General features: G+C 59.2%; 16 protein-coding genes. 15 read left to right on the top strand and 1 reads right to left on the bottom strand.

What is annotated here, in order from left to right; genetic code table 11:
- Positions 1–46: 46 nt before the first annotated feature.
- The 4 genes from thrS to XX99_RS16655 all read left to right on the top strand — a co-directional run bounded on the left by thrS (position 47) and on the right by XX99_RS16655 (position 5,089).
- On the top strand, positions 47–2,089 hold the full coding sequence (gene thrS / locus XX99_RS16670) for a threonine--tRNA ligase (RefSeq protein ID WP_050060555.1): 2,043 nt from the start codon (positions 47–49) through the stop codon (positions 2,087–2,089).
- Positions 2,090–2,362: 273 nt separating this feature from the next.
- On the top strand, positions 2,363–2,734 hold the full coding sequence (locus tag XX99_RS27320) for a hypothetical protein (protein WP_156186042.1): 372 nt from the start codon (positions 2,363–2,365) through the stop codon (positions 2,732–2,734).
- A 162-nt stretch (positions 2,735–2,896) separates the two neighbouring features.
- On the top strand, positions 2,897–4,534 hold the full coding sequence (locus XX99_RS16660; protein ID WP_231581445.1) for a trehalase family glycosidase: 1,638 nt from the start codon (positions 2,897–2,899) through the stop codon (positions 4,532–4,534).
- A 117-nt stretch (positions 4,535–4,651) separates the two neighbouring features.
- Positions 4,652–5,089 carry a peptidase inhibitor family I36 protein gene (locus tag XX99_RS16655; RefSeq protein ID WP_050060552.1) on the top strand — a complete coding sequence of 146 codons (438 nt, stop codon included), beginning with the start codon at positions 4,652–4,654 and terminating at the stop codon, positions 5,087–5,089.
- 123 nt (positions 5,090–5,212) lie between these two features.
- On the opposite strand, the gene XX99_RS16650 is transcribed toward XX99_RS16655, so the two are convergent.
- Positions 5,213–5,836 (bottom strand): thymidine kinase, encoded by a 624-nt coding sequence (locus tag XX99_RS16650; RefSeq protein ID WP_050060551.1) that lies wholly within the window; start codon positions 5,834–5,836, stop codon positions 5,213–5,215.
- A gap of 195 nt (positions 5,837–6,031) precedes the next feature.
- Between XX99_RS16650 and XX99_RS16645 the strand changes: the two genes are divergently transcribed.
- The 11 genes from XX99_RS16645 (at position 6,032) to XX99_RS16595 (ending at position 17,563) form a co-directional block, all read left to right on the top strand.
- Positions 6,032–7,171, top strand: a complete 1,140-nt coding sequence (locus XX99_RS16645; protein WP_050060550.1) for a tRNA guanosine(34) transglycosylase Tgt — start codon at positions 6,032–6,034, stop codon at positions 7,169–7,171.
- Between the two features lie 403 nt (positions 7,172–7,574).
- On the top strand, positions 7,575–7,883 hold the full coding sequence (gene yajC, locus XX99_RS16640) for a preprotein translocase subunit YajC (RefSeq protein WP_221302493.1): 309 nt from the start codon (positions 7,575–7,577) through the stop codon (positions 7,881–7,883).
- Positions 7,884–7,920: 37 nt separating this feature from the next.
- Positions 7,921–9,534, top strand: a complete 1,614-nt coding sequence (gene secD / locus XX99_RS16635) for a protein translocase subunit SecD (RefSeq protein WP_050060548.1) — start codon at positions 7,921–7,923, stop codon at positions 9,532–9,534.
- 317 nt (positions 9,535–9,851) lie between these two features.
- Entirely contained in the window at positions 9,852–11,057 is a 1,206-nt protein-coding gene (secF, locus tag XX99_RS16630; RefSeq protein WP_050060547.1) for a protein translocase subunit SecF, read from the top strand.
- A gap of 176 nt (positions 11,058–11,233) precedes the next feature.
- On the top strand, positions 11,234–11,965 hold the full coding sequence (locus tag XX99_RS16625) for an energy transducer TonB (protein WP_050060546.1): 732 nt from the start codon (positions 11,234–11,236) through the stop codon (positions 11,963–11,965).
- 102 nt (positions 11,966–12,067) lie between these two features.
- Positions 12,068–12,811, top strand: coding sequence for a MotA/TolQ/ExbB proton channel family protein (locus XX99_RS16620; RefSeq protein WP_050060545.1), 744 nt, complete (start codon positions 12,068–12,070; stop codon positions 12,809–12,811).
- Between the two features lie 283 nt (positions 12,812–13,094).
- Positions 13,095–13,544 carry an ExbD/TolR family protein gene (locus XX99_RS16615; RefSeq protein WP_050060544.1) on the top strand — a complete coding sequence of 150 codons (450 nt, stop codon included), beginning with the start codon at positions 13,095–13,097 and terminating at the stop codon, positions 13,542–13,544.
- Positions 13,545–13,597: 53 nt separating this feature from the next.
- Positions 13,598–14,035, top strand: coding sequence for an ExbD/TolR family protein (locus XX99_RS16610; RefSeq protein WP_050060543.1), 438 nt, complete (start codon positions 13,598–13,600; stop codon positions 14,033–14,035).
- Between the two features lie 200 nt (positions 14,036–14,235).
- Positions 14,236–15,054 carry a tetratricopeptide repeat protein gene (locus XX99_RS16605; protein WP_050061103.1) on the top strand — a complete coding sequence of 273 codons (819 nt, stop codon included), beginning with the start codon at positions 14,236–14,238 and terminating at the stop codon, positions 15,052–15,054.
- Positions 15,055–15,569: 515 nt separating this feature from the next.
- On the top strand, positions 15,570–17,063 hold the full coding sequence (accC, locus tag XX99_RS16600; protein ID WP_050060542.1) for an acetyl-CoA carboxylase biotin carboxylase subunit: 1,494 nt from the start codon (positions 15,570–15,572) through the stop codon (positions 17,061–17,063).
- Complete coding sequence (locus XX99_RS16595; RefSeq protein ID WP_050060541.1) at positions 17,060–17,563, top strand: acetyl-CoA carboxylase biotin carboxyl carrier protein subunit; 504 nt, start codon at positions 17,060–17,062, stop codon at positions 17,561–17,563. Before accC ends, XX99_RS16595 begins: the two co-directional genes overlap by 4 nt.
- The last annotated feature ends 58 nt before the right edge of the window (positions 17,564–17,621 follow it).

Raw genomic sequence — 17,621 nt, 5'->3', positions numbered from 1 at the left:
TGAGAGAAATCAGTTAGCCGGAACAAACGAGAATCGATTCGACCCTATGAACGCTGTTCAAGACCCTATCCAGGTCCACCTTCCCGATGGCTCGGTAAAAGAGTTTGCCGCCGGAGTTACGCCCTTCCAGGTTGCCGAGAGCATCTCGCCCCGGCTTGCCGCGGCATCGGTGGTCGCGCGCATCAAGCCGCTGCATGCAGCCGGACAGACGGCTGCGGATGACAAAGAAGCCGGAGACGCCGCCGCGATGTATGCCTCGGAAGACGCGCAGGCCGAACGGCTGGTGGATTTGAGCACGCCGCTTCAGGAGAGCGTGACGCTGCAGCTGCTTACCGAAAAAGATCCTGATGCGCTGAAGGTGGTGCGCCACTCGGCGGCGCATGTGCTGGCGACCGCGGTGCTGGAGCTGTTTCCGGAGACCAAGCTCGGCCACGGTCCGGCGACGGACGCTGGATTCTTCTACGATTTCTATCGGCCGACTCCGTTTACTCCCGACGATCTGAAGCGCATCGAGGAGAAGATGGCGGAGGTGGTTGCGCGCGATGAGAAGTTCATCCGCGAGCAGGAGCCGCGCGAGAAGGGACTGCAGCGCTTCAAGGCCGAGAACGACTTCATGAAGATTCACTTCATCGAGCGCTTCACGCACGATGGAGACGACATCTCGCTTTACCGCAACGGCGCTTTCGTGGATTTCTGCCGGGGCCCGCACGTGCCTTCGACGGGACGGGTGAAGGCCTTCAAGGTGACGAACCTGGCGGGCGCTTACTGGCTGGGCGACGAGAAGAATCCCCAGCTGCAGCGTGTTTACGGAACAGCCTTCTTTTCGAAGAAGGAGATGGACGAGCATTTCGTTCGCCTGGAAGAGGCGGCGAAGCGCGACCATCGCGTACTGGGCAAGCAGCTGGATCTTTTTTCCATCCAAGACCTGGCCGGGCCGGGGCTGATTTTCTGGCATCCGAAGGGCGCCATGATCCGCAAGACCATGGAAGACTGGATGCGCGAAGAGTGTATCCGTCGCGGTTACGATTTGGTCGTGACCCCGCACGTGATGCGCACCGAGCTGTGGAAGACCAGCGGCCATGAAGGCTTCTATTCGCAGAACATGTTCACGCCGATGGAGCTGGACGATGCGGATTACCGGCTGAAGCCGATGAACTGTCCGGGCCACATTTTGATCTATAAGAATTCGCCGAAGAGTTATCGCGATCTGCCGGTGCGCTTCGCGGAGCTGGGGAATGTTTATCGCTACGAGCGGTCAGGGACCATGCATGGGCTGCTGCGGGTGCGCGGCTTTACGCAGGATGACGCCCACATCTTCTGTACGCCGGAGCAGATCGAGAATGAAGTCGTCGATTGCATCGATTTCGCGCAGGCGGTGCTGACCACCTTCGGCTTCAGCGATTTCAAGGTCGAGCTTTCGACATGGGATCCGAACGATCGCAAGAGCTATGCCGGTTCCGACGAGAAGTGGAACCTGGCCATTCACTCGCTTGAGAACGCCTTGCAGCGCAAGGGGATTCCGTACAAGACCATTGCTGGCGAAGCGGCGTTCTATGGTCCCAAGATCGATATCAAGCTGGTCGATGTGCTGGGGCGGCTGTGGCAGCTCTCGACGGTGCAGTTCGACTTCAACCTTCCGGCGCGCTTTGAACTGGAGTATGTGGGAGAGGATGGCGAGCGCCATCAGCCGCTGATGGTGCACCGCGCGCTCTTCGGCAGCGTAGAGCGCTTCTTCGGCGTGCTGATCGAGCATTATGCCGGAGCATTTCCGCTGTGGCTGGCGCCGGTGCAGATGGGGATCGTCCCAATCAGCGAGCGTCACCAGGCGTACGCGGAAAAAGTTCAGGCAGAGTTACAGAAGGCCGGCTTCCGCGTGGAGCTCGATGCGCGCAACGAAAAGATGAACGCGAAGATTCGCGACTTCACCATGCAGAAGGTGCCTTATGTTCTGGTGATGGGCGACAAAGAAGAAGCAGCGGGCGGAGTAAGTGTGCGCGCTCGCGGTAAGGGCGACCAGGGATCGGTTTCGCTGGCGGATTTCCTGGCGCGCGCGGGTGAGCTGGTCGCCGGTAAGTCGATGGAGCTGTAGATAGAACTCACCACAGAGGACGCAGAGGACACGGAGAAGTCGACGGGAGTAGGAATTCTTATCCGGTTGCGATCTCATAAATAATTCTGGTTGCCAACGCCGACTCTATCCGGGGCTGAAGCCCTCGAAAAATGGGTGTTTTATGGCATGGCTGAAGCCATGCCCTCCCTCCGGGTGCAAAAACACTATGGCGGTGAGAATGATTTCTGATAGCAGCCATTTATGAGATAGCTCGGCCGTAATAAGCCGCGCAACCGTATATCAGCAGCTGCATTGCCTCAAAAAGCGGCAAGTTTAAACCAAAGAGTTGGCTCCGTAATCTCGCGCGATGCGGTGCGTTTTCCTATCATCGTTCAGGTAACAACATTCTTGAGCACGATGCGGGATACGATGCGCTCTGAACCATTACATGTAAGTGCCCGATTTCACGCCGCGGTATTTACGGCTGCGATCGAACTGGAGCAACAGGCTGCACTCGATGAGCAAATGATCTCCACATTCGAGAATGCGGACCAGCGCCGCCGTCATCGTTTGCTGGTGGACGCGCAGCTTCTGAGGGCTTTCAAGCTGCGGGAGATGATAAAACAGATGCGCATCCGCGAAGATCATTTCGGGCCTGCGCAGAAGGCGCGATCGCAGAGGTAACGGATCAGCGCCCGGCCTGCGTAGGATGCGTGCGGCTCGCCGATTGGGGTAAGATACGTCCCGGTATCGCCCTAAGCCATGTGCCCACAGAAACGTCCCATCCCGCCATTCTCTTCCGCAAGCTTTTTATTGCTCAGTATGCTCGTCCTAACGCCAGCAGCGATGCCGGCTCAGGACGTTCATCAGACATCCGCTACCGCTCCCATCGACACTTATATTCATCTCGCCTGGGACACGCTCTCGCGTTCGATGAACGATTGCAAGTCCGTTGCCGATTCGAAGCTGGCGCGCGCGTCGGTGATGTATCTGCCTCACGACCTGCCGGAGCCCGCTGAGGTCAAGGCTCTGGAGAGCAGCTGCAAGGTCGAGGTGCGGCGTCTGCCGCGGCGCATCGAGCATCTCGGCGACATCAAGCCGCGGGATATCGCGCATGCCGGGCTTCTTTATCTGCCCAATAGGTATGTGGTGCCGGGCGGCCGCTTCAATGAGATGTACGGGTGGGATAGCTACTTTATTCTGCTCGGACTTATTCAGGATGGCCGCGTGGATCTAGCGCGGGGCATGGTCGAAAACTTTTTCTTCGAGATCGAGAATTACGGCGGCATCCTGAACGCCAATCGTACTTATTACTTCACGCGATCGCAGCCGCCATTTCTCTCGTCGATGATTCGCGCGGTCTATGACGCGGAGTCAGCAGCCGGCCGTAACCAAGAAGCGGCAGCATGGATCGCGAAGGCGTATCCCTATGCAGTGCGCGACCATGCGTTGTGGGAGAACGATTTTCATAAAGCGGGCGGCACCGGTCTTGCCCGCTACTACGATCTGGGCGATGGCCCGGTGGAAGAGATGGCGGACGACAGCACTTATTATCCGGACGTCATTCGCTGGCTGCTCGCTCATCCCCAGACGCATGCCAACTATCTTGTGGATGGACCGGAGAATCCCAATCCCGCCGAGCAGGCGAAGCTTGCCGAGACGAGCTGCGATGCGCGCATCTCCGAAGTCTGCGCTCATGCGCATGTCGACGGCCACTGGCTTAGCAGCGATTTCTACAAGGGCGACCGCGCGATGCGTGAATCCGGCTTCGATCCGTCTTTTCGCTTCGGGGTGTTCGACGGGTCGACGCATCACTATGCGCCGGTGTGCCTGAATTCGCTGCTCTACAAGTACGAGACGGATCTGAACTGGATGGCCGAGCGGCTGGGGAAGGCCTCCGAAGCGAAGCATTGGCGCGATGTTGCCGATGCCCGCAGGGTGGCGATGAATAAATATCTGTGGAACGCACAAAAGGGAACGTACTTCGACTACGACTTCGTGGCCAGCAAGCAGGCGGACTATGACTACGTGACCGTGCTCTATCCGCTGTGGGCCGGAGTTGCGGATGAAGCGCAGGCGAAGTCGGTGGAAGCCCACATCAACTTATTTGAGCGGGCTGGTGGCCTGGCCATGAGCGATTACGAGTCGGGCGTGCAATGGGATCTTCCCTATGGATGGGCGCCGGCCACGTGGGTCGCTGTTGACGGGCTGGTGAGAGCGGGAGATAACGCCGATGCGGTTCGAATCTCGCGCAAATTCATGGCCATGGTTCGCGAAAACTATCGCTGCGATCGGACGATCCGGGAAAAGTACGATGTGGTGACGGCCTCGACGGAGGTCAACGTGGCCAGCGGCTATAAGCAGAATGTCATCGGCTTCGGCTGGACCAATGCGACCTACGAAAAGATGCAGGCGCTGGTGAAAGAGGCGAAGGTTCCTGAGGAGAAGATCGTTGTGCCCCAGCGTAGCTGTGCAGATCAATAGGAATGTGTGCTCGATGGCTGTGGGCGGTGTTCAGGCTGATACGCAAGAGACGCTGGACGGGCTTCCTGGACTCAGCTACCATCTCCCCGGCAACAAAATCCCTGCTGGAGCAACCACATGAAGCGCTTCTCAGCCGTTCTCATCCTCTTCTTTGCCTTTGCCGCGATTGCCCAGAATTATCCGCCGCAGGGTCCTCCTCCTGGTGGGCCGGGGGGCGATCCCTGGGCTTACGGGCCGCAGAACAATACCTGGAACCCCGGGTGGAACCAGCGCCCCAATCCGCGCCGCGGGGCCTGCTTTTATACCACCGCGCCTTTCCGTGGTAACCGCTTCTGTGTGCGCGCCGGGGATAAGCTGCCGGGACTTCCGGCCAACTTCGGAGGGAATATCTCTTCCATCCAGGTCTTCGGAGGAGCGCGCGTGCGCATCTTCAACGACCGGAATTTCCGCAACGGAAACGCGGTGATTACCCAGAGCGTGCCCGACCTGCGGTCGGTTCCCTTCCGCGGCGGTCACACCTGGAACAATCGGGTTTCGTCGGTGATGGTGTTCTGACCTTTGTGTAGAGAGAACGGTTGGAGTTTGGTGGAATCCCACATCTCAGAATCGAGATGTGAGGCAGGACTGACCGTCCAGGCAATTGCGCCTTCGGCGCGGGACGTCTGGGATTTGGAAGCTCTAGGTTTCGCTGGTGGGCAGGTTGAGTTGGGCCGCTGGCTCATCGTGCGATGGCTGGAAGCAGGCTCGGCAGCGGGCCTCGTAGAGTCCTCCGGCGCCGACCATGACCAGGGTCTGGCTTGATCCCAGCCTTTGCGTGTGAATGGCGGGCGCGCCGCACTGCATGCAGACGGCGGAGAGCTTCAGGACGTCATCGGCAACAGCCATCAGGTCGGGAATGGGCGGGAAGGGGCGTCCGGCGAAGGTCATATCCAGGCCGGCGAGGATCACCCGTTTGCCGCGGCGGACCAGTTCGAGCGATAGCGGGATCAGGGACTTATCGAAGAACTGCACCTCGTCGACTGCGATGACGTCAGCCTGATCGATGACGGGGAAGAGCGCGGCTTTGAGCTCCTCGACGGTAGCGACGGTGACGGCGCTCAGGGTTTGCGCGCTGTGCGAGGCGATCGCGGTTGCATGGTAGCGCGCGTCGAGATCGGGTTTGAAGCAGATGACGCGCCGGCGGGCGATCTGGGCGCGTTTCAGCCGCCGGATCAGCTCCTCGGACTTGCCTGAGAACATGGGGCCGGTGATGACTTCCATGCGGCCGGGGTGGGATGTCTGGGGGGTGGGTGATTGTTCCATGAGTATTTGTGAGTTTAGTCGCGTGGGCTGTTGAAGACCGGGGACAAAGGTAGGTTGAGGATTCAGATGTCGTGGAATCCCACATCTCAAAATCGAGATGTGGGGCACCCGGGCCCGCTGGCCAAATCCACACCCCGTGATCGCCCGCTTCCTGGTGGTCGAATCATGTGGAGGGTCCGACGGTAGAATCTTCAAGTGTCTCTCGACTTTAAAATTCTGAAAACGCGCGGCGATGCGCGCCGGGCGACTATGACTCTGCCTCACGCTGCGGTCGAAACTCCGGTGTTTATGCCGGTAGGTACGGTGGCTTCGGTCAAGGCGGTGCCGCAGCATCTGCTGGAAGAGCTCGATGCGCGGATCATCCTGGGCAACACTTATCATCTCTACCTGCGGCCGGGGCACGAGCTGATCCGGCGGATGGGCGGTTTGCACCGGTTCATGAGCTGGCCGCGCGCCCTCCTCACCGACTCGGGCGGATTTCAGGTCTTCAGCCTCAATGCGCTGCGCAAGGTCACGGAGGAGGGTGTCGAATTTCGGTCCCATCTGGATGGCTCCAAGCATTTCTTTTCTCCTGAACATTCCATGGATGTGCAGATCGCGCTGGGCTCGGATATTGCCATGGCCTTCGACGAGTGCACCGAGTATCCCGCCGACTATGAGCGGGCGCGGCGCTCGCTGGATACCACGCTGCGCTGGGCGGAGCGGAGCAAACGGCATTTTGACGCACATAAGAATGAACGGCCGTGGGAGCAGAGTGTGGGGGGTAGGGGGCAGGGTGTAGAAGACCAGGCCGCATGCTTTGTTGGGCTCACTCCTAATCTCTTTGGCATTGTTCAGGGCGGAATGTATAAGGACCTGCGCCGGGAGTCGGCTGAACGGCTGGTGGAGATGGATTTTCCCGGTTACGCCATCGGCGGGCTGAGTGTGGGCGAGCCGCGGGAGCTGACGCGGGAGGTGATCGCCGAGACGCTGCCCTATCTGCCCGCCGACAAGCCTCGTTATGTGATGGGCGTGGGGTATCCCGATGAGATCGTCGAGTACGCTTCGATGGGCGTGGACATGATGGATTGCGTGCTGCCCACGCGGGCGGCTCGGCATGGGCTGCTGTTTACGTCGGAGGGGCGGCTCAATATCAAGAATAAGAAATTCGCCGAAGATCAGGGGCCTCCGGATCCGGAGTGTTCCTGCATGGTGTGCCGCAGGTATACGCGGGCGTATTTGCGGCACCTGATGACGGCGCAGGAGCCGCTGTCGGCGGTGTTGAATACGGTGCATAATCTGGCGTTTTATCTGGAGACGATGGCGAAGGTTCGGGCAGGGATTATTGGCGGGTAGCTTCCCTCCGCGGCTAAAGCCGCACTTCGTTTCTTACTGTTATGGACGGGCTGGAGCCCGTCCCTCCCTCCGAAAAATCTCTTAGAGCGCCCCTGATATGGCCTCCCGTTGCGCCCTTACGCGATGCTTGCGCCTTGACAGCGTCTATTCCGTACGCGATGCTTAGAGCCTAGGCGCTTCCCCGGCAATTTTGCGACTGTAGTGTTACAAAATGAATCGCGCAGAAAGCCCGGCAGGCAGCCTATGTAATTGAAGTAGAAGGAAGCAGCAGGCGCTGTTCAAAGCCCTCCGGTTGAAGATTCCCTTCCTGGGATTTTCCTCTGGGCCTGGGCCTTCCCTCAAATTTCTATTTGTAAGGGTGAGTGCGGTCTTTTCAGGCCGCTTCACCGAAAAGGATTGTGTGTTGACGTCAACAATACTTCTGGCCATCGCGCTTCCCCCTGGCGTGCTGCAGTTTCTTCCTTTTGTTCTGATCATCGGTGTCTTTTATCTGTTGCTGATTCGTCCCAACCAGAAAAAGCAGCAGACCTGGCAGCAGATGCTCAACGACCTGAAGGCGGGGGATAAGGTCACGACGAGCGGCGGTATTCGCGGGACGATTCTCAGCATTAAAGAGGACGCCATCCAGCTCCGTGTTCCGCCGGATAACATCAAGATCGAAGTGGTCAAAAGCGCGATCGCCTCGGTAACTACCGAGGATGCCGCTAAGTAAATGACGCGCCTAAGCTACTCCACCCCATACGAGTCCCATGCGTAAGAATCTCACCAGCAAAACTATTCTGATCGTCGCCGTGGTCATCGTCTTTGTCTTCGGCATCATCGGCCTTCCCGGCGGATTCAGCGGCGCAGCGCTTAAAGCCTCTCTGCTGAAGCGAATCAACCTCGGTCTCGACCTCAAGGGCGGCACCCATCTCATCCTGCAAGTGATGGTGGATGAGGCGGTGGGCATCGCCCGCGACAGCGACGCGGCGCATATCCAGCAGGATCTGCAGGCCAACAGCATCGCGGTCGGCTCGGTTGCGCCGGATCTGAGCCGTCCCGACGCCATCCAGATCAGCGGAGCTCCCGCCGATCGCGGCAACGATGTTCGCAGCGTCCTGAACTCCAAGTACGGTACGCAGTACGACATTGCTTCCGGCGCGAACAACACGTGGACGCTGACCATGAAGCCCAGCGCGGTGGCCGACCTGAAGACGCATGCGCTGCAGCAGGCGATCGAGGTCATCCGCACCCGCGTCGATACGCTGGGCGTGAGCGAGCCGGTCATCCAGGAGTACAACCTGGGCAGCGACCAGATCCTGGTCGAGCTGCCGGGCGTCGATGATCCCGCTCGCGTGAAGGACGTCATTCAGTCCACGGCGCGCCTGGAGATCCATTCGGTGCTGGGTGGTCCTTACACCAGCGAGCAGGAAGCGCTGCAGCAGTTGGGCGGCAATGTGCCGCTCGATTCCGTGCTCGTGCCGACTGCTCCGGGAGTTTCCAAGACCAGCGGTGTGCAGTATTACCAGATCAAGCGCGCTGCTGAAGTGGGCGGCACCGATATACGCAGCGCCCGCGTCAGCCAGAACTCCAACACCAGCGAGCCTGAGGTCGACTTCTTCCTGACCACGGCGGCCGGCGATCACTTCGCGGAGTTTACGGGAGCGAACAAGGGCAAGTACCTCGCGGTTGTTCTCGATAACAAGATCCAGGAAGTGGCGAGCATTCACGACCAGATCCGGGACCAGGGCAACATCGGCGGCGGGGGGATGACCAACCAGGCGGCCAACGACCTGGCCATGCTGCTCAATACCGGCTCGCTGCCGGCATCGCTGCATTATCTGCAGGAGAGCACGGTTGGACCGTCGCTGGGCGCGGACTCCATCCACCAGGGTGTGCTGGCATCGATTGTCGGCATGCTGGCCGTGATGGTCTTCATGCTGATCTACTATCGCGGCGCGGGCATCAACGCGGACATCGCACTGTTCCTGAACCTGGTGATCCTGCTCGGATTCATGGGCTTCACGGGGTCGGTGCTTACGCTGCCCGGCATAGCCGGAGTGATCCTGACCATCGGTATGGGCGTCGACTCGAACGTGCTGATCTTCGAGCGAATCCGTGAAGAGCTGCACGCGGGCAAGTCGCCGGCGGCGGCGGTCGATCAGGGCTTCGCTCATGCATGGACGACGATTATCGATACGCACGTGACGACGATTGTCTCAGCGGCGATTCTCTTTGTCTTCGGCACCGGGCCGGTGCGCGGCTTTGCCGTGACCCTGTCTTTCGGTCTCTTCGCGAACCTGTTTACGGCGGTCTTCGTCTCGCGCGTCATCTTCGAGGCGAACCTGAACCGCAAGCAGCGCGGCGAGGCGTTGTCGATCTGACTGCCGCTGAGAAGCGGGTCGCTAAAAGGCGGGCGGCTAAAGGGCGGTTGGCTAAAATGCGGGTCGCTGGTTCGGTGGTTGCTCCGTCGCTGGTGGTGAGTAGACATTGGTTGAACTTCAGGTCCCTCCGCTTCGTGCGCTTCTGCGCACTTCGGTCGGGATGACAAGTTTTGTTTTGGTTTAAAAGATTTGTTGTGAGCGTGAAGCTTTGAGATGTGGATTGGGTGGGAGCGTCGTTGCTAACCGGTTTTTAGCTGTCCGGACTTTAGCTGACCGCTTCTCAGCCAACCGTTCTTCAGCTAAAGAGGATCTCTTTCGTGGAACTGTTTCGTGAAGTAAAAATCGATTGGCTGGGGAAGAAGTGGTATTTCCTCGGATTTTCTCTGATCTTCAGCGTGGCTGGTTTGCTCTCGCTGTTCTTCTGGCATGGTCTTCCGCTGGATGTCGACTTCAAGGGCGGCACCATGGTGCGGGTGAAGTTCGACCAGAAGCCGGATATCGACCACATCCGCCGCGCGGCTGACAGGGCTGGTCTCAAGGACTCGCGCATTCAGTCCTTCGGCGCGGCGACGGGCGACGAGGTGATCATCACACTGGCCGAGTCGCAGACCAGTGAAGCGGCTCTGGACCAGGGACGCGCGGCGATCGTGAGCACGCTGACCAATAATTATTCGGCGACCGGGCCGGCCAATCAGGGCAAGCTCGATCTGGATAACGCGGGACGCAGCACGCTGGCGGCGTGGCTGGCGCAGCATGATCCCGAGCATCTGGGAAATAGCGATTCCTCCACGCAGCACTACACGCAGCAGGCCAACGCCATCCTCGATGACCGCGATAATCAGCACGGCGGATTGTTTGCGTCAATCGACAACGTTTCCGGCGTGACTACTCCAGCGGTGGCGAACGAGCTGAAGCAGGATGCCTATCTCTCCGGCTTTGCGGTGCGCAACGTGGAGATCGTCGGGCCGCAGGTAGGTGCGCAGCTGCGCAAGCAGGCGCTGCTGGCGACGCTGTATTCGCTGGCCGGCATGCTGGTCTATCTGTGGTTCCGCTTCGAGCTGATCTATGGCGTAGCCGCGGTGGTCGCTGTGTTTCACGACACGCTGATCACCATCGGCGCCTTCTCGCTCTCGAACCAGGAGATCTCGCTCACCGTTATTGCGGCGATTCTCACGCTCGTCGGTTATTCGATGAACGATACCATCGTGGTCTTTGATCGCATTCGTGAGAACCTGCGCATGAGCCGTCGCGAGCCGCTCTCGGTGGTCGTGAATCGCAGCATCAACCAGACACTGAGCCGGACGGTTCTTACCTCGGGCCTGACCTTCCTCACCGTGCTCTCGCTCTATTTGTTTGGCGGAGAAGTGCTGCATGGCTTTTCCTTTGCGCTGGTTATTGGTATCTTGATCGGGACTTACTCCTCCATCGCTGTTGCAGCGCCAATGCTGGTTGCGTATCAGGACTGGCGCTCTGGCCGCGGCAAATCGGCAGTTCTACCTGCCGCGAAGAAAGCCAAGGCCTGAGCATTTGAAGTTTCATGAATCATGGGAGCTTGTGTTATAGAACGTGAGCCCACCTTTTTCTGCTTGAGAACGTCTTAACTTTTTGACTTCAGAACGTCTTAATTTTTTCGGGAACAAATTGATAGTGGTTCGGTGTCTATAGGTGGTAACAACGTTTCGCGTGATCGAGGTAGGCCATGTTTGAAGATGCTCTCGTAGAATCCGGCGGAAAGCTCAAAACCAAGAGCAAGTATTTCACTTTTGTTGGAATAATTCTCAACGGTTCGATCATCGCAGCCCTGATTCTGATTCCCCTGATTTACCCTGAAGCCTTGCCGAAGACGGCCATGACCACGTTGCTGGTTGCGCCGCCTCCGCCACCACCCCCACCGCCTCCGCCACCACCGGCTCCCGTGCATCCGATCAAGGTGGTGTCCGAGATGCTGAACAATCAGCTCACCTTCACCAAAATTCCTAAAGAAATCAAGATGGTCAAGGAAGACGCAGCTCCTCCGCCGACCATGGCAGGCGTCGCCGGCATGGACGGTATGTCCGGCGGTAGCGCAGGCGGCGTGATGGGCGGCATTCTTGGCGGCATCGGAACCGGCCCGGCACCCGTAGTGAAGGCTGCTGCACCGAAGAAGATTGCGGTCTCCGCCGGTGTGATCGCCGGTAACAAGCTGGGAGGCAGTTCGCCGCAGTATCCGGCGATTGCCAAGGCTGCCCGCATTCAGGGGACGGTCGTTCTTCAGGCAACAATTTCGAAGGCGGGATCGATCGAAGGTCTTCGCGTCGTAAGCGGTCCGCCAATGCTTCAGCAGGCGGCGCTCGAAGCGGTGAAAACCTGGCGCTACAAGCCCTACCTGCTCAACGGCGAGCCGGTTGAGGTGGAAACCCAGGTCAACGTCATCTTTACCCTCGGTGGTTGATTTCCGGATCTCTGCCGATCCGGAAAACCCCGGGAAAGCAATCCGCAGCCGCTAAGACTTTTACTGTGATTCCAGAAGTAACTCCCTAGGAGGAAAGATTCAGTGATTCTCGCTCATATTCACCAACTTGCAGTTAGCCCGGCAGCGCTGGGTTTCTTTCAGGATCAGCAGGCAGTCGGTTTCAGCCCCATCGATCTCTGGAACAACATGGGCTGGCTGGCTCGCGGCGTTGTGTTCGTGCTCTTCATCATGTCGATCTGGTCTCTGGCCGTGATCATCGACCGCTACCTGTACTTCGCGGCAGCCCGCAAGCAGTCGCGTGAGTTCGCTCCCCGCGTTGCCGGCGCTCTCAAAGAGGGCAAGCTGGACGAAGCGGTCAAGGTTGCCGATCGCAACAAGAAGTCGCACCTGGCGGAAGTGGTCACTGCCGGTCTGCAGGAGTTCCGCAACTACGGCAGCGGCGGCGCCATCACCGCCGAGCAGATCGAATCGTCGAAGCGCGCCCTGGAGCGTGCCGAGGCCATCGTGCACGCCAAGCTGAAGCGCGGCCTGGGCGGTCTGGCCACCATTGGCTCGACAGCTCCCTTCGTCGGTCTCTTCGGAACGGTCGCCGGTATTTTGAAGGCCTTCCAGGAAATCGCCACGCAGAAGACTCCCGGTATCGGCGCAGTTGCCTCCGGTATCTCGGAAGCTCTGGTCACCACCGCATTCGGTCTTCTGGTCGCCATCCCGGCCGTTATGACCTTCAACTACTTCACCAACAAGGTTGAGGCGTTCGACGTCGAGATGGACAACTCCTCGAGCGAACTGATCGACTACTTCATCAAGCAGAGCAGCCGCCGCTAGGGCACGCTGGTTGTAGCTTCGGGGAAGCCTCCTTATGGGAGTGCTTCCCGCGCAGCGGCGGCCGGATGTTCCAGCATGCTTTGCCCCGAAGTCAGCAAGTGAAGCAAGGGAATAAAGTCGGGGAATAAGACGGGAATCACACATCGGGAGCGGGCGGTATCCGATCCGTTCCGTTCCCGGTGCCCAAATTTTCGCCTGGGCAGTGAAGGAAGGCCGAAGAAGCGCCCAATCGAAACGATTTGGGAGCGCCGCTTTCGGAGATGGACAGACCAGGGAGTAAAGAATGGCACTCGCAAAGAGAGACGAAGGCAAGAAAGTAAATTCCAACATCAACGTCACCCCCATGGTGGACGTCATGCTGGTGCTGCTGATCATCTTCATGGTCATTACGCCGATGCTGACGAACAAGGTGAACGTCGACCTCGCGAAGAGCGAAAACGCCGCCGCGATGGACGATGCCAGCAAGGAAGACGCGATCACCATCGCCGTCACCCGCGACAGCAAAGTTTATTTGGGACAGAATCAGACCACCCTGGCCGATCTCGGCTCCAAGGTCGGCGATCTGCTCCAGAACAAGACGACCAAGATGGTGTATTTCCGTGCCGATGCACGCGCGCACTATGGCACCGTGATGGATGCCATCGATGCGGTAAGAACGACCGGTGTGGACGAAGTGGGGCTGCTGACCGATCAGGCGACGCAACTCAACACCGCCGCTCCCTCCGGCCAGTAAGCGAGCCCGGTAAGGATTGCATCTCAGCTTTTTGAGAAATGAGGAACTGACGTATGGCAATGGGAAGTGGTGGCGGACCAGGTGGCCTGAACTCCGATATCAACGTAACCCCGATGATCGACGTGCTGCTGGTGTTGTTGATCATCTTCATGGTGATCGTGCCGGTCACGCCGCATGGCCTGGACGCCCTGGTGCCCCAGCCGCCGAAGACCAAGCAGCCGGATGTTCCGAATGACCGGACCATTGTGATACAGGTCAGCGGCGCGGCGAACGGGATTCCAACTTACAAGATCAATCAGGACGACGTAGCCAGGGATCAGCTGCGCACGCGGTTAGACGGCATCTATGCCACGCGCGCGGAAAAGGTTATGTTTGTAAAGGGCGATCCGAATTTGAATTTCTCCTCCGTTGCCGAAGTGGTCGATATCGGCAAGGCGGTAGGGGTCACCAGCATCGGACTGATAACTCCCAAGATTGAAGCGGGTCAGTAGAGCCCGCTTTTTTGCTGCATAGTTTCTTCACCCCACGGAAATATACGCTTCCACCCGATCCGCAGTTTGTCCCTTATGCCCCTTGCCTAATGGTGCAAACGAATTACAATCAGCAGCGCGAGGAGTTTTCTCCTTTTCGCGACCTTGAAGCATCCCATCTGCTAGGGCTCGCCTGGCGATCGAAGGAGATGAGAAACAGAATGAATCGAATTGCACGTTTTCCGGTGATGGCCGCGGCAACGCTCTCGTTGCTGGTCCTTATGACCGGGTGCCAGCGCCTCAAGGCCCGCGATCAGCTTAATAAGGGAGTCCAGGCCTACAAGAGTGCCAAGTACGAAGAAGCCATCAATCACTTCCAGCAGGCGGTCAACTATGACCCGACGCTGCCCATGGCTCGCTCTTATCTGGCTACCGCTTATGCGCAGCAGGTTGTTCCCGACCTCACGACGTCGGACAATCTCAAGAACGCCAACCTCGCCATTCAAAATTTTCAGACTGTTCTCGCCCAGGACCCTAAGGACGTCAATAGCCTGAAGGGAATCGCGAGCATCTATTTCAACATCGGCAAGTATCAGGACGCGAAAGACTGGCAGAAGAAAGTTCTGGAAGTCGATCCTCAGGATGCTGAAGCGGCCTACACCATCGGCAGCATCGACTGGCGTCTGGCTTATCGCAATGCAGTGAAGGATCTGCAGGCGGTGGGCATGCAGGACGACGGCATGGGCAATGCGAAGATGCCGAAGAAAGCATGCCAGGATCTGCTGACGGACAACAGCCAGCTGGTCAATGAAGGCCTCGAATATCTCCACAAAGCCGTGGAGATCCGACCCTCCTACGACGACGCGATGGCTTACCTCCAGTTGACCTACCGCCGTAAGGCCGACCTCGAATGCGGGAACGACTCCGCACGCAAGGACGACATGGCGCAGGTGGATCAGTGGCGTGAGAAGGCTATGAGCACTCGCAAGGCTAATGAGGAAAAGAAAAACAGCCAGACCCAAGGCGTAGTGATGCAGTAGCTTTGACAGGCTCGAAAAGCCCCCGGTTCGCCGGGGGCTTTTTGTTTTGTGATTCCCACGCGTTGTGGTCTCCCACCCTTCACGATGGGACTGTGAAGGATGGGGCACCCGGCCTTTGTTTCGGGTTTAGAAGCGAAGGGCCCGGGGCTGCCCTAAATTCCCTTTGGATTATTCGTGAGGCTGAAGCCTCACGCTCCCTCCGGAAAACGCGGCAGCGGTTGCTTTCGATTCTCTTCGCAAGGGCGGAGCCAGGACGAGATCATTGTCGCGAAAGCACCTCAGAGGCTAAAGCCTCTTCTTGCAATCTCCGCGATGTGATGGCTGAAGCCCTCACCTACCCTCATGACGGCTGACGCCTTCACCTACCCGTCATGAAGGCTGAAGCTCTCCCTACCTTCGTGACGGCGGAAGCCCTCACCTATCCTCATCGGTGAGACACGCAAGGTCTTCAGGATGACGGTAACCTTACAAGAAGCCGGAGATTGCTCTAGAATTGCCTCTTGCCTCCGATCCCCATGTTCCAAAAGATCCTTATCGCCAACCGCGGCGAAATTGCTTTGCGCATCGAGCGTGCCTGCCGCGAGTTGGGGATCGCGACTGTGGCTGTCTACTCCGATGCGGACCGCGCTGCGCTGCATGTGCTCGAAGCGGATGAAGCCTTTCGTCTTGGGCCTGCACCGGCAGCGGAGTCTTACCTGCGTGGCGATCTGATTCTGGATATCGCCCGGCAGACGGGGGCGCAGGCGATTCATCCCGGCTATGGGTTCCTCTCCGAGAATGCCGGCTTCGCCGAAGCCTGCGAGAAAGCCGGGATCAAGTTTATCGGACCGACCTCGCAGGCCATGCGCATCCTGGGATCGAAGACCAGCGCGCGTCAGGCTGCGGACCGAGCTGCGATGCCGCGTACGCCGGGCTCGACGCGGGGGCTGGAGTCTATCGAAGAGGCGTATGCGGTCGCCGAAGAGATTCGCTATCCCGTTATGCTCAAGGCTGCGGCCGGGGGCGGCGGCAAGGGCATGCGCGCGGTGATGCGGAAAGAAGATCTCAAAGGCGCATTTGAGTCGGCGCAGAGCGAGGCGGAGCGGGCCTTTGGGTCGAGCGAGGTCTATCTCGAAAAACTGATCGAGCAGCCTCGCCATATCGAGATCCAGCTGCTGGCCGATGAGCACGGCAACTGCGTGTATCTTGGCGAGCGCGAGTGCTCGGTGCAGCGGCGCCACCAGAAGGTGATCGAGGAAGCGCCCTCGGCTGTCGTTGGACCTGCGCTGCGGCAGCGCATGGGAGAAGCGGCGGTGCGGCTGGCGCAGGCCGCGGGCTACACCAATGCCGGCACCGTCGAGTTCCTGCTGGACAGCGAGCAGAACTTCTACTTCCTTGAGGTAAACACGCGCCTGCAGGTGGAGCATCCGGTGACCGAGCTGGTTACGGGGCTGGATCTTGTCCATTTGCAGTTACATATTGCTGCGGGCGAGCCGCTGCCCTTCACGCAGCAGGAGGTGCAGCTGCGCGGGCATGCCATCGAATGCCGGGTCTATGCCGAAGACCCCGACAACGGCTTCTTCCCTTCTCCGGGGCGCATTACACGGCTACTGCAGCCGGGAGGGCCGGGCATTCGCGAGGATAGCGGCATCTACGAGGGATGGGTGGTGCCAATGGACTACGATCCCATGCTGTCGAAACTCATCGCCTACGCACCTACTCGCGAGCTGGCCATCGCGCGGCTGCTGCGCGCCATCGATGAGTACGTGGTGGGCGGGATCAGAACGAATCTCGGGCTGTTTCGCCGCATTCTTAACGACGCCGGCTTCCGCAACGCGGAGATCGATACCGGATATCTCGACCGCCTGTTGTCGCAGGCGACTGCTGCAGAGGAAGGCAATAGCGAAGATGTCGCTGCGCTTGCCGCCGCGATCTTCGGGCATCATCGAGCCACGCCCACGCTCGCTCCCATTCAGCCGCCGGAGAGCGGCTGGAAGCACATCGCGCGCCGCGAGGGACTGCGCGGATGAAGCTGCAGCTGGAGATGGCCGGAGGCTTGCGCACGATTGAGCTTGAGCGGGGGGAGGATCCGCATCAGTATCGGGCCACCGTGGATGGGCTGGAGGTTGCGGTCGAGGCCCATTTGCTGCGTCCCGGAGTTCTTTCGCTGATCATCGACAATCGCGCGTATCGGGCGGTTTTAGAGGATCACGCCGAAGAGCCGACTGTTCATCTTGGGGGCCAGCGGCATACTTATCGAATCGCAGATCCGCGCTCGCTCAAAGGCCGCCGGGCACATGCCCAAGGCAGCGACGGACCCAGGCCGATCAAGGCATCGATGCCGGGGCGCGTGGTGCGGGTGCTGGCGCAGAGAGGCGACACGGTCGAGGCCAATCAGGGCGTGGTGGTGATCGAGGCGATGAAGATGCAGAACGAGCTGAAGTCGCCCAAGGCTGGTGTGGTCGCTGAGGTTCGCGTTGTGGCCGGGGGTACGGTGGCTGCTGGGGATGTGCTGGCGGTGGTGGAGTGAACGAGATCGCCCATATCTCAAACGCGACCGAGTTTTGCTTTCGTGGTCTCCCACCCTT

Origin of the sequence: Silvibacterium bohemicum, assembly GCF_001006305.1 — a bacterium.
Classification (GTDB): domain Bacteria; phylum Acidobacteriota; class Terriglobia; order Terriglobales; family Acidobacteriaceae; genus Silvibacterium; species Silvibacterium bohemicum.
The sequence above is the reverse complement of the archived record's forward strand: the minus strand, read 5'-3'. Positions and strand labels throughout refer to the sequence as shown.

Excerpts from the sequence above, each read along its gene's own strand:
- thrS (WP_050060555.1), top strand. The coding sequence starts at position 47 with ATGAACGCTGTTCAAGACCCTATCCAGGTCCACCTTCCCGATGGCTCG.
- XX99_RS16660 (WP_231581445.1), top strand. The coding sequence starts at position 2,897 with ATGCCGGCTCAGGACGTTCATCAGACATCCGCTACCGCTCCCATCGAC.
- XX99_RS16655 (WP_050060552.1), top strand. The coding sequence starts at position 4,652 with ATGAAGCGCTTCTCAGCCGTTCTCATCCTCTTCTTTGCCTTTGCCGCG.
- XX99_RS16650 (WP_050060551.1), bottom strand. The coding sequence starts at position 5,836 with ATGGAACAATCACCCACCCCCCAGACATCCCACCCCGGCCGCATGGAA.
- secD (WP_050060548.1), top strand. The coding sequence starts at position 7,921 with ATGCGTAAGAATCTCACCAGCAAAACTATTCTGATCGTCGCCGTGGTC.
- XX99_RS16625 (WP_050060546.1), top strand. The coding sequence starts at position 11,234 with ATGTTTGAAGATGCTCTCGTAGAATCCGGCGGAAAGCTCAAAACCAAG.
- XX99_RS16615 (WP_050060544.1), top strand. The coding sequence starts at position 13,095 with ATGGCACTCGCAAAGAGAGACGAAGGCAAGAAAGTAAATTCCAACATC.
- XX99_RS16610 (WP_050060543.1), top strand. The coding sequence starts at position 13,598 with ATGGCAATGGGAAGTGGTGGCGGACCAGGTGGCCTGAACTCCGATATC.
- XX99_RS16605 (WP_050061103.1), top strand. The coding sequence starts at position 14,236 with ATGAATCGAATTGCACGTTTTCCGGTGATGGCCGCGGCAACGCTCTCG.
- accC (WP_050060542.1), top strand. The coding sequence starts at position 15,570 with ATGTTCCAAAAGATCCTTATCGCCAACCGCGGCGAAATTGCTTTGCGC.
- XX99_RS16595 (WP_050060541.1), top strand. The coding sequence starts at position 17,060 with ATGAAGCTGCAGCTGGAGATGGCCGGAGGCTTGCGCACGATTGAGCTT.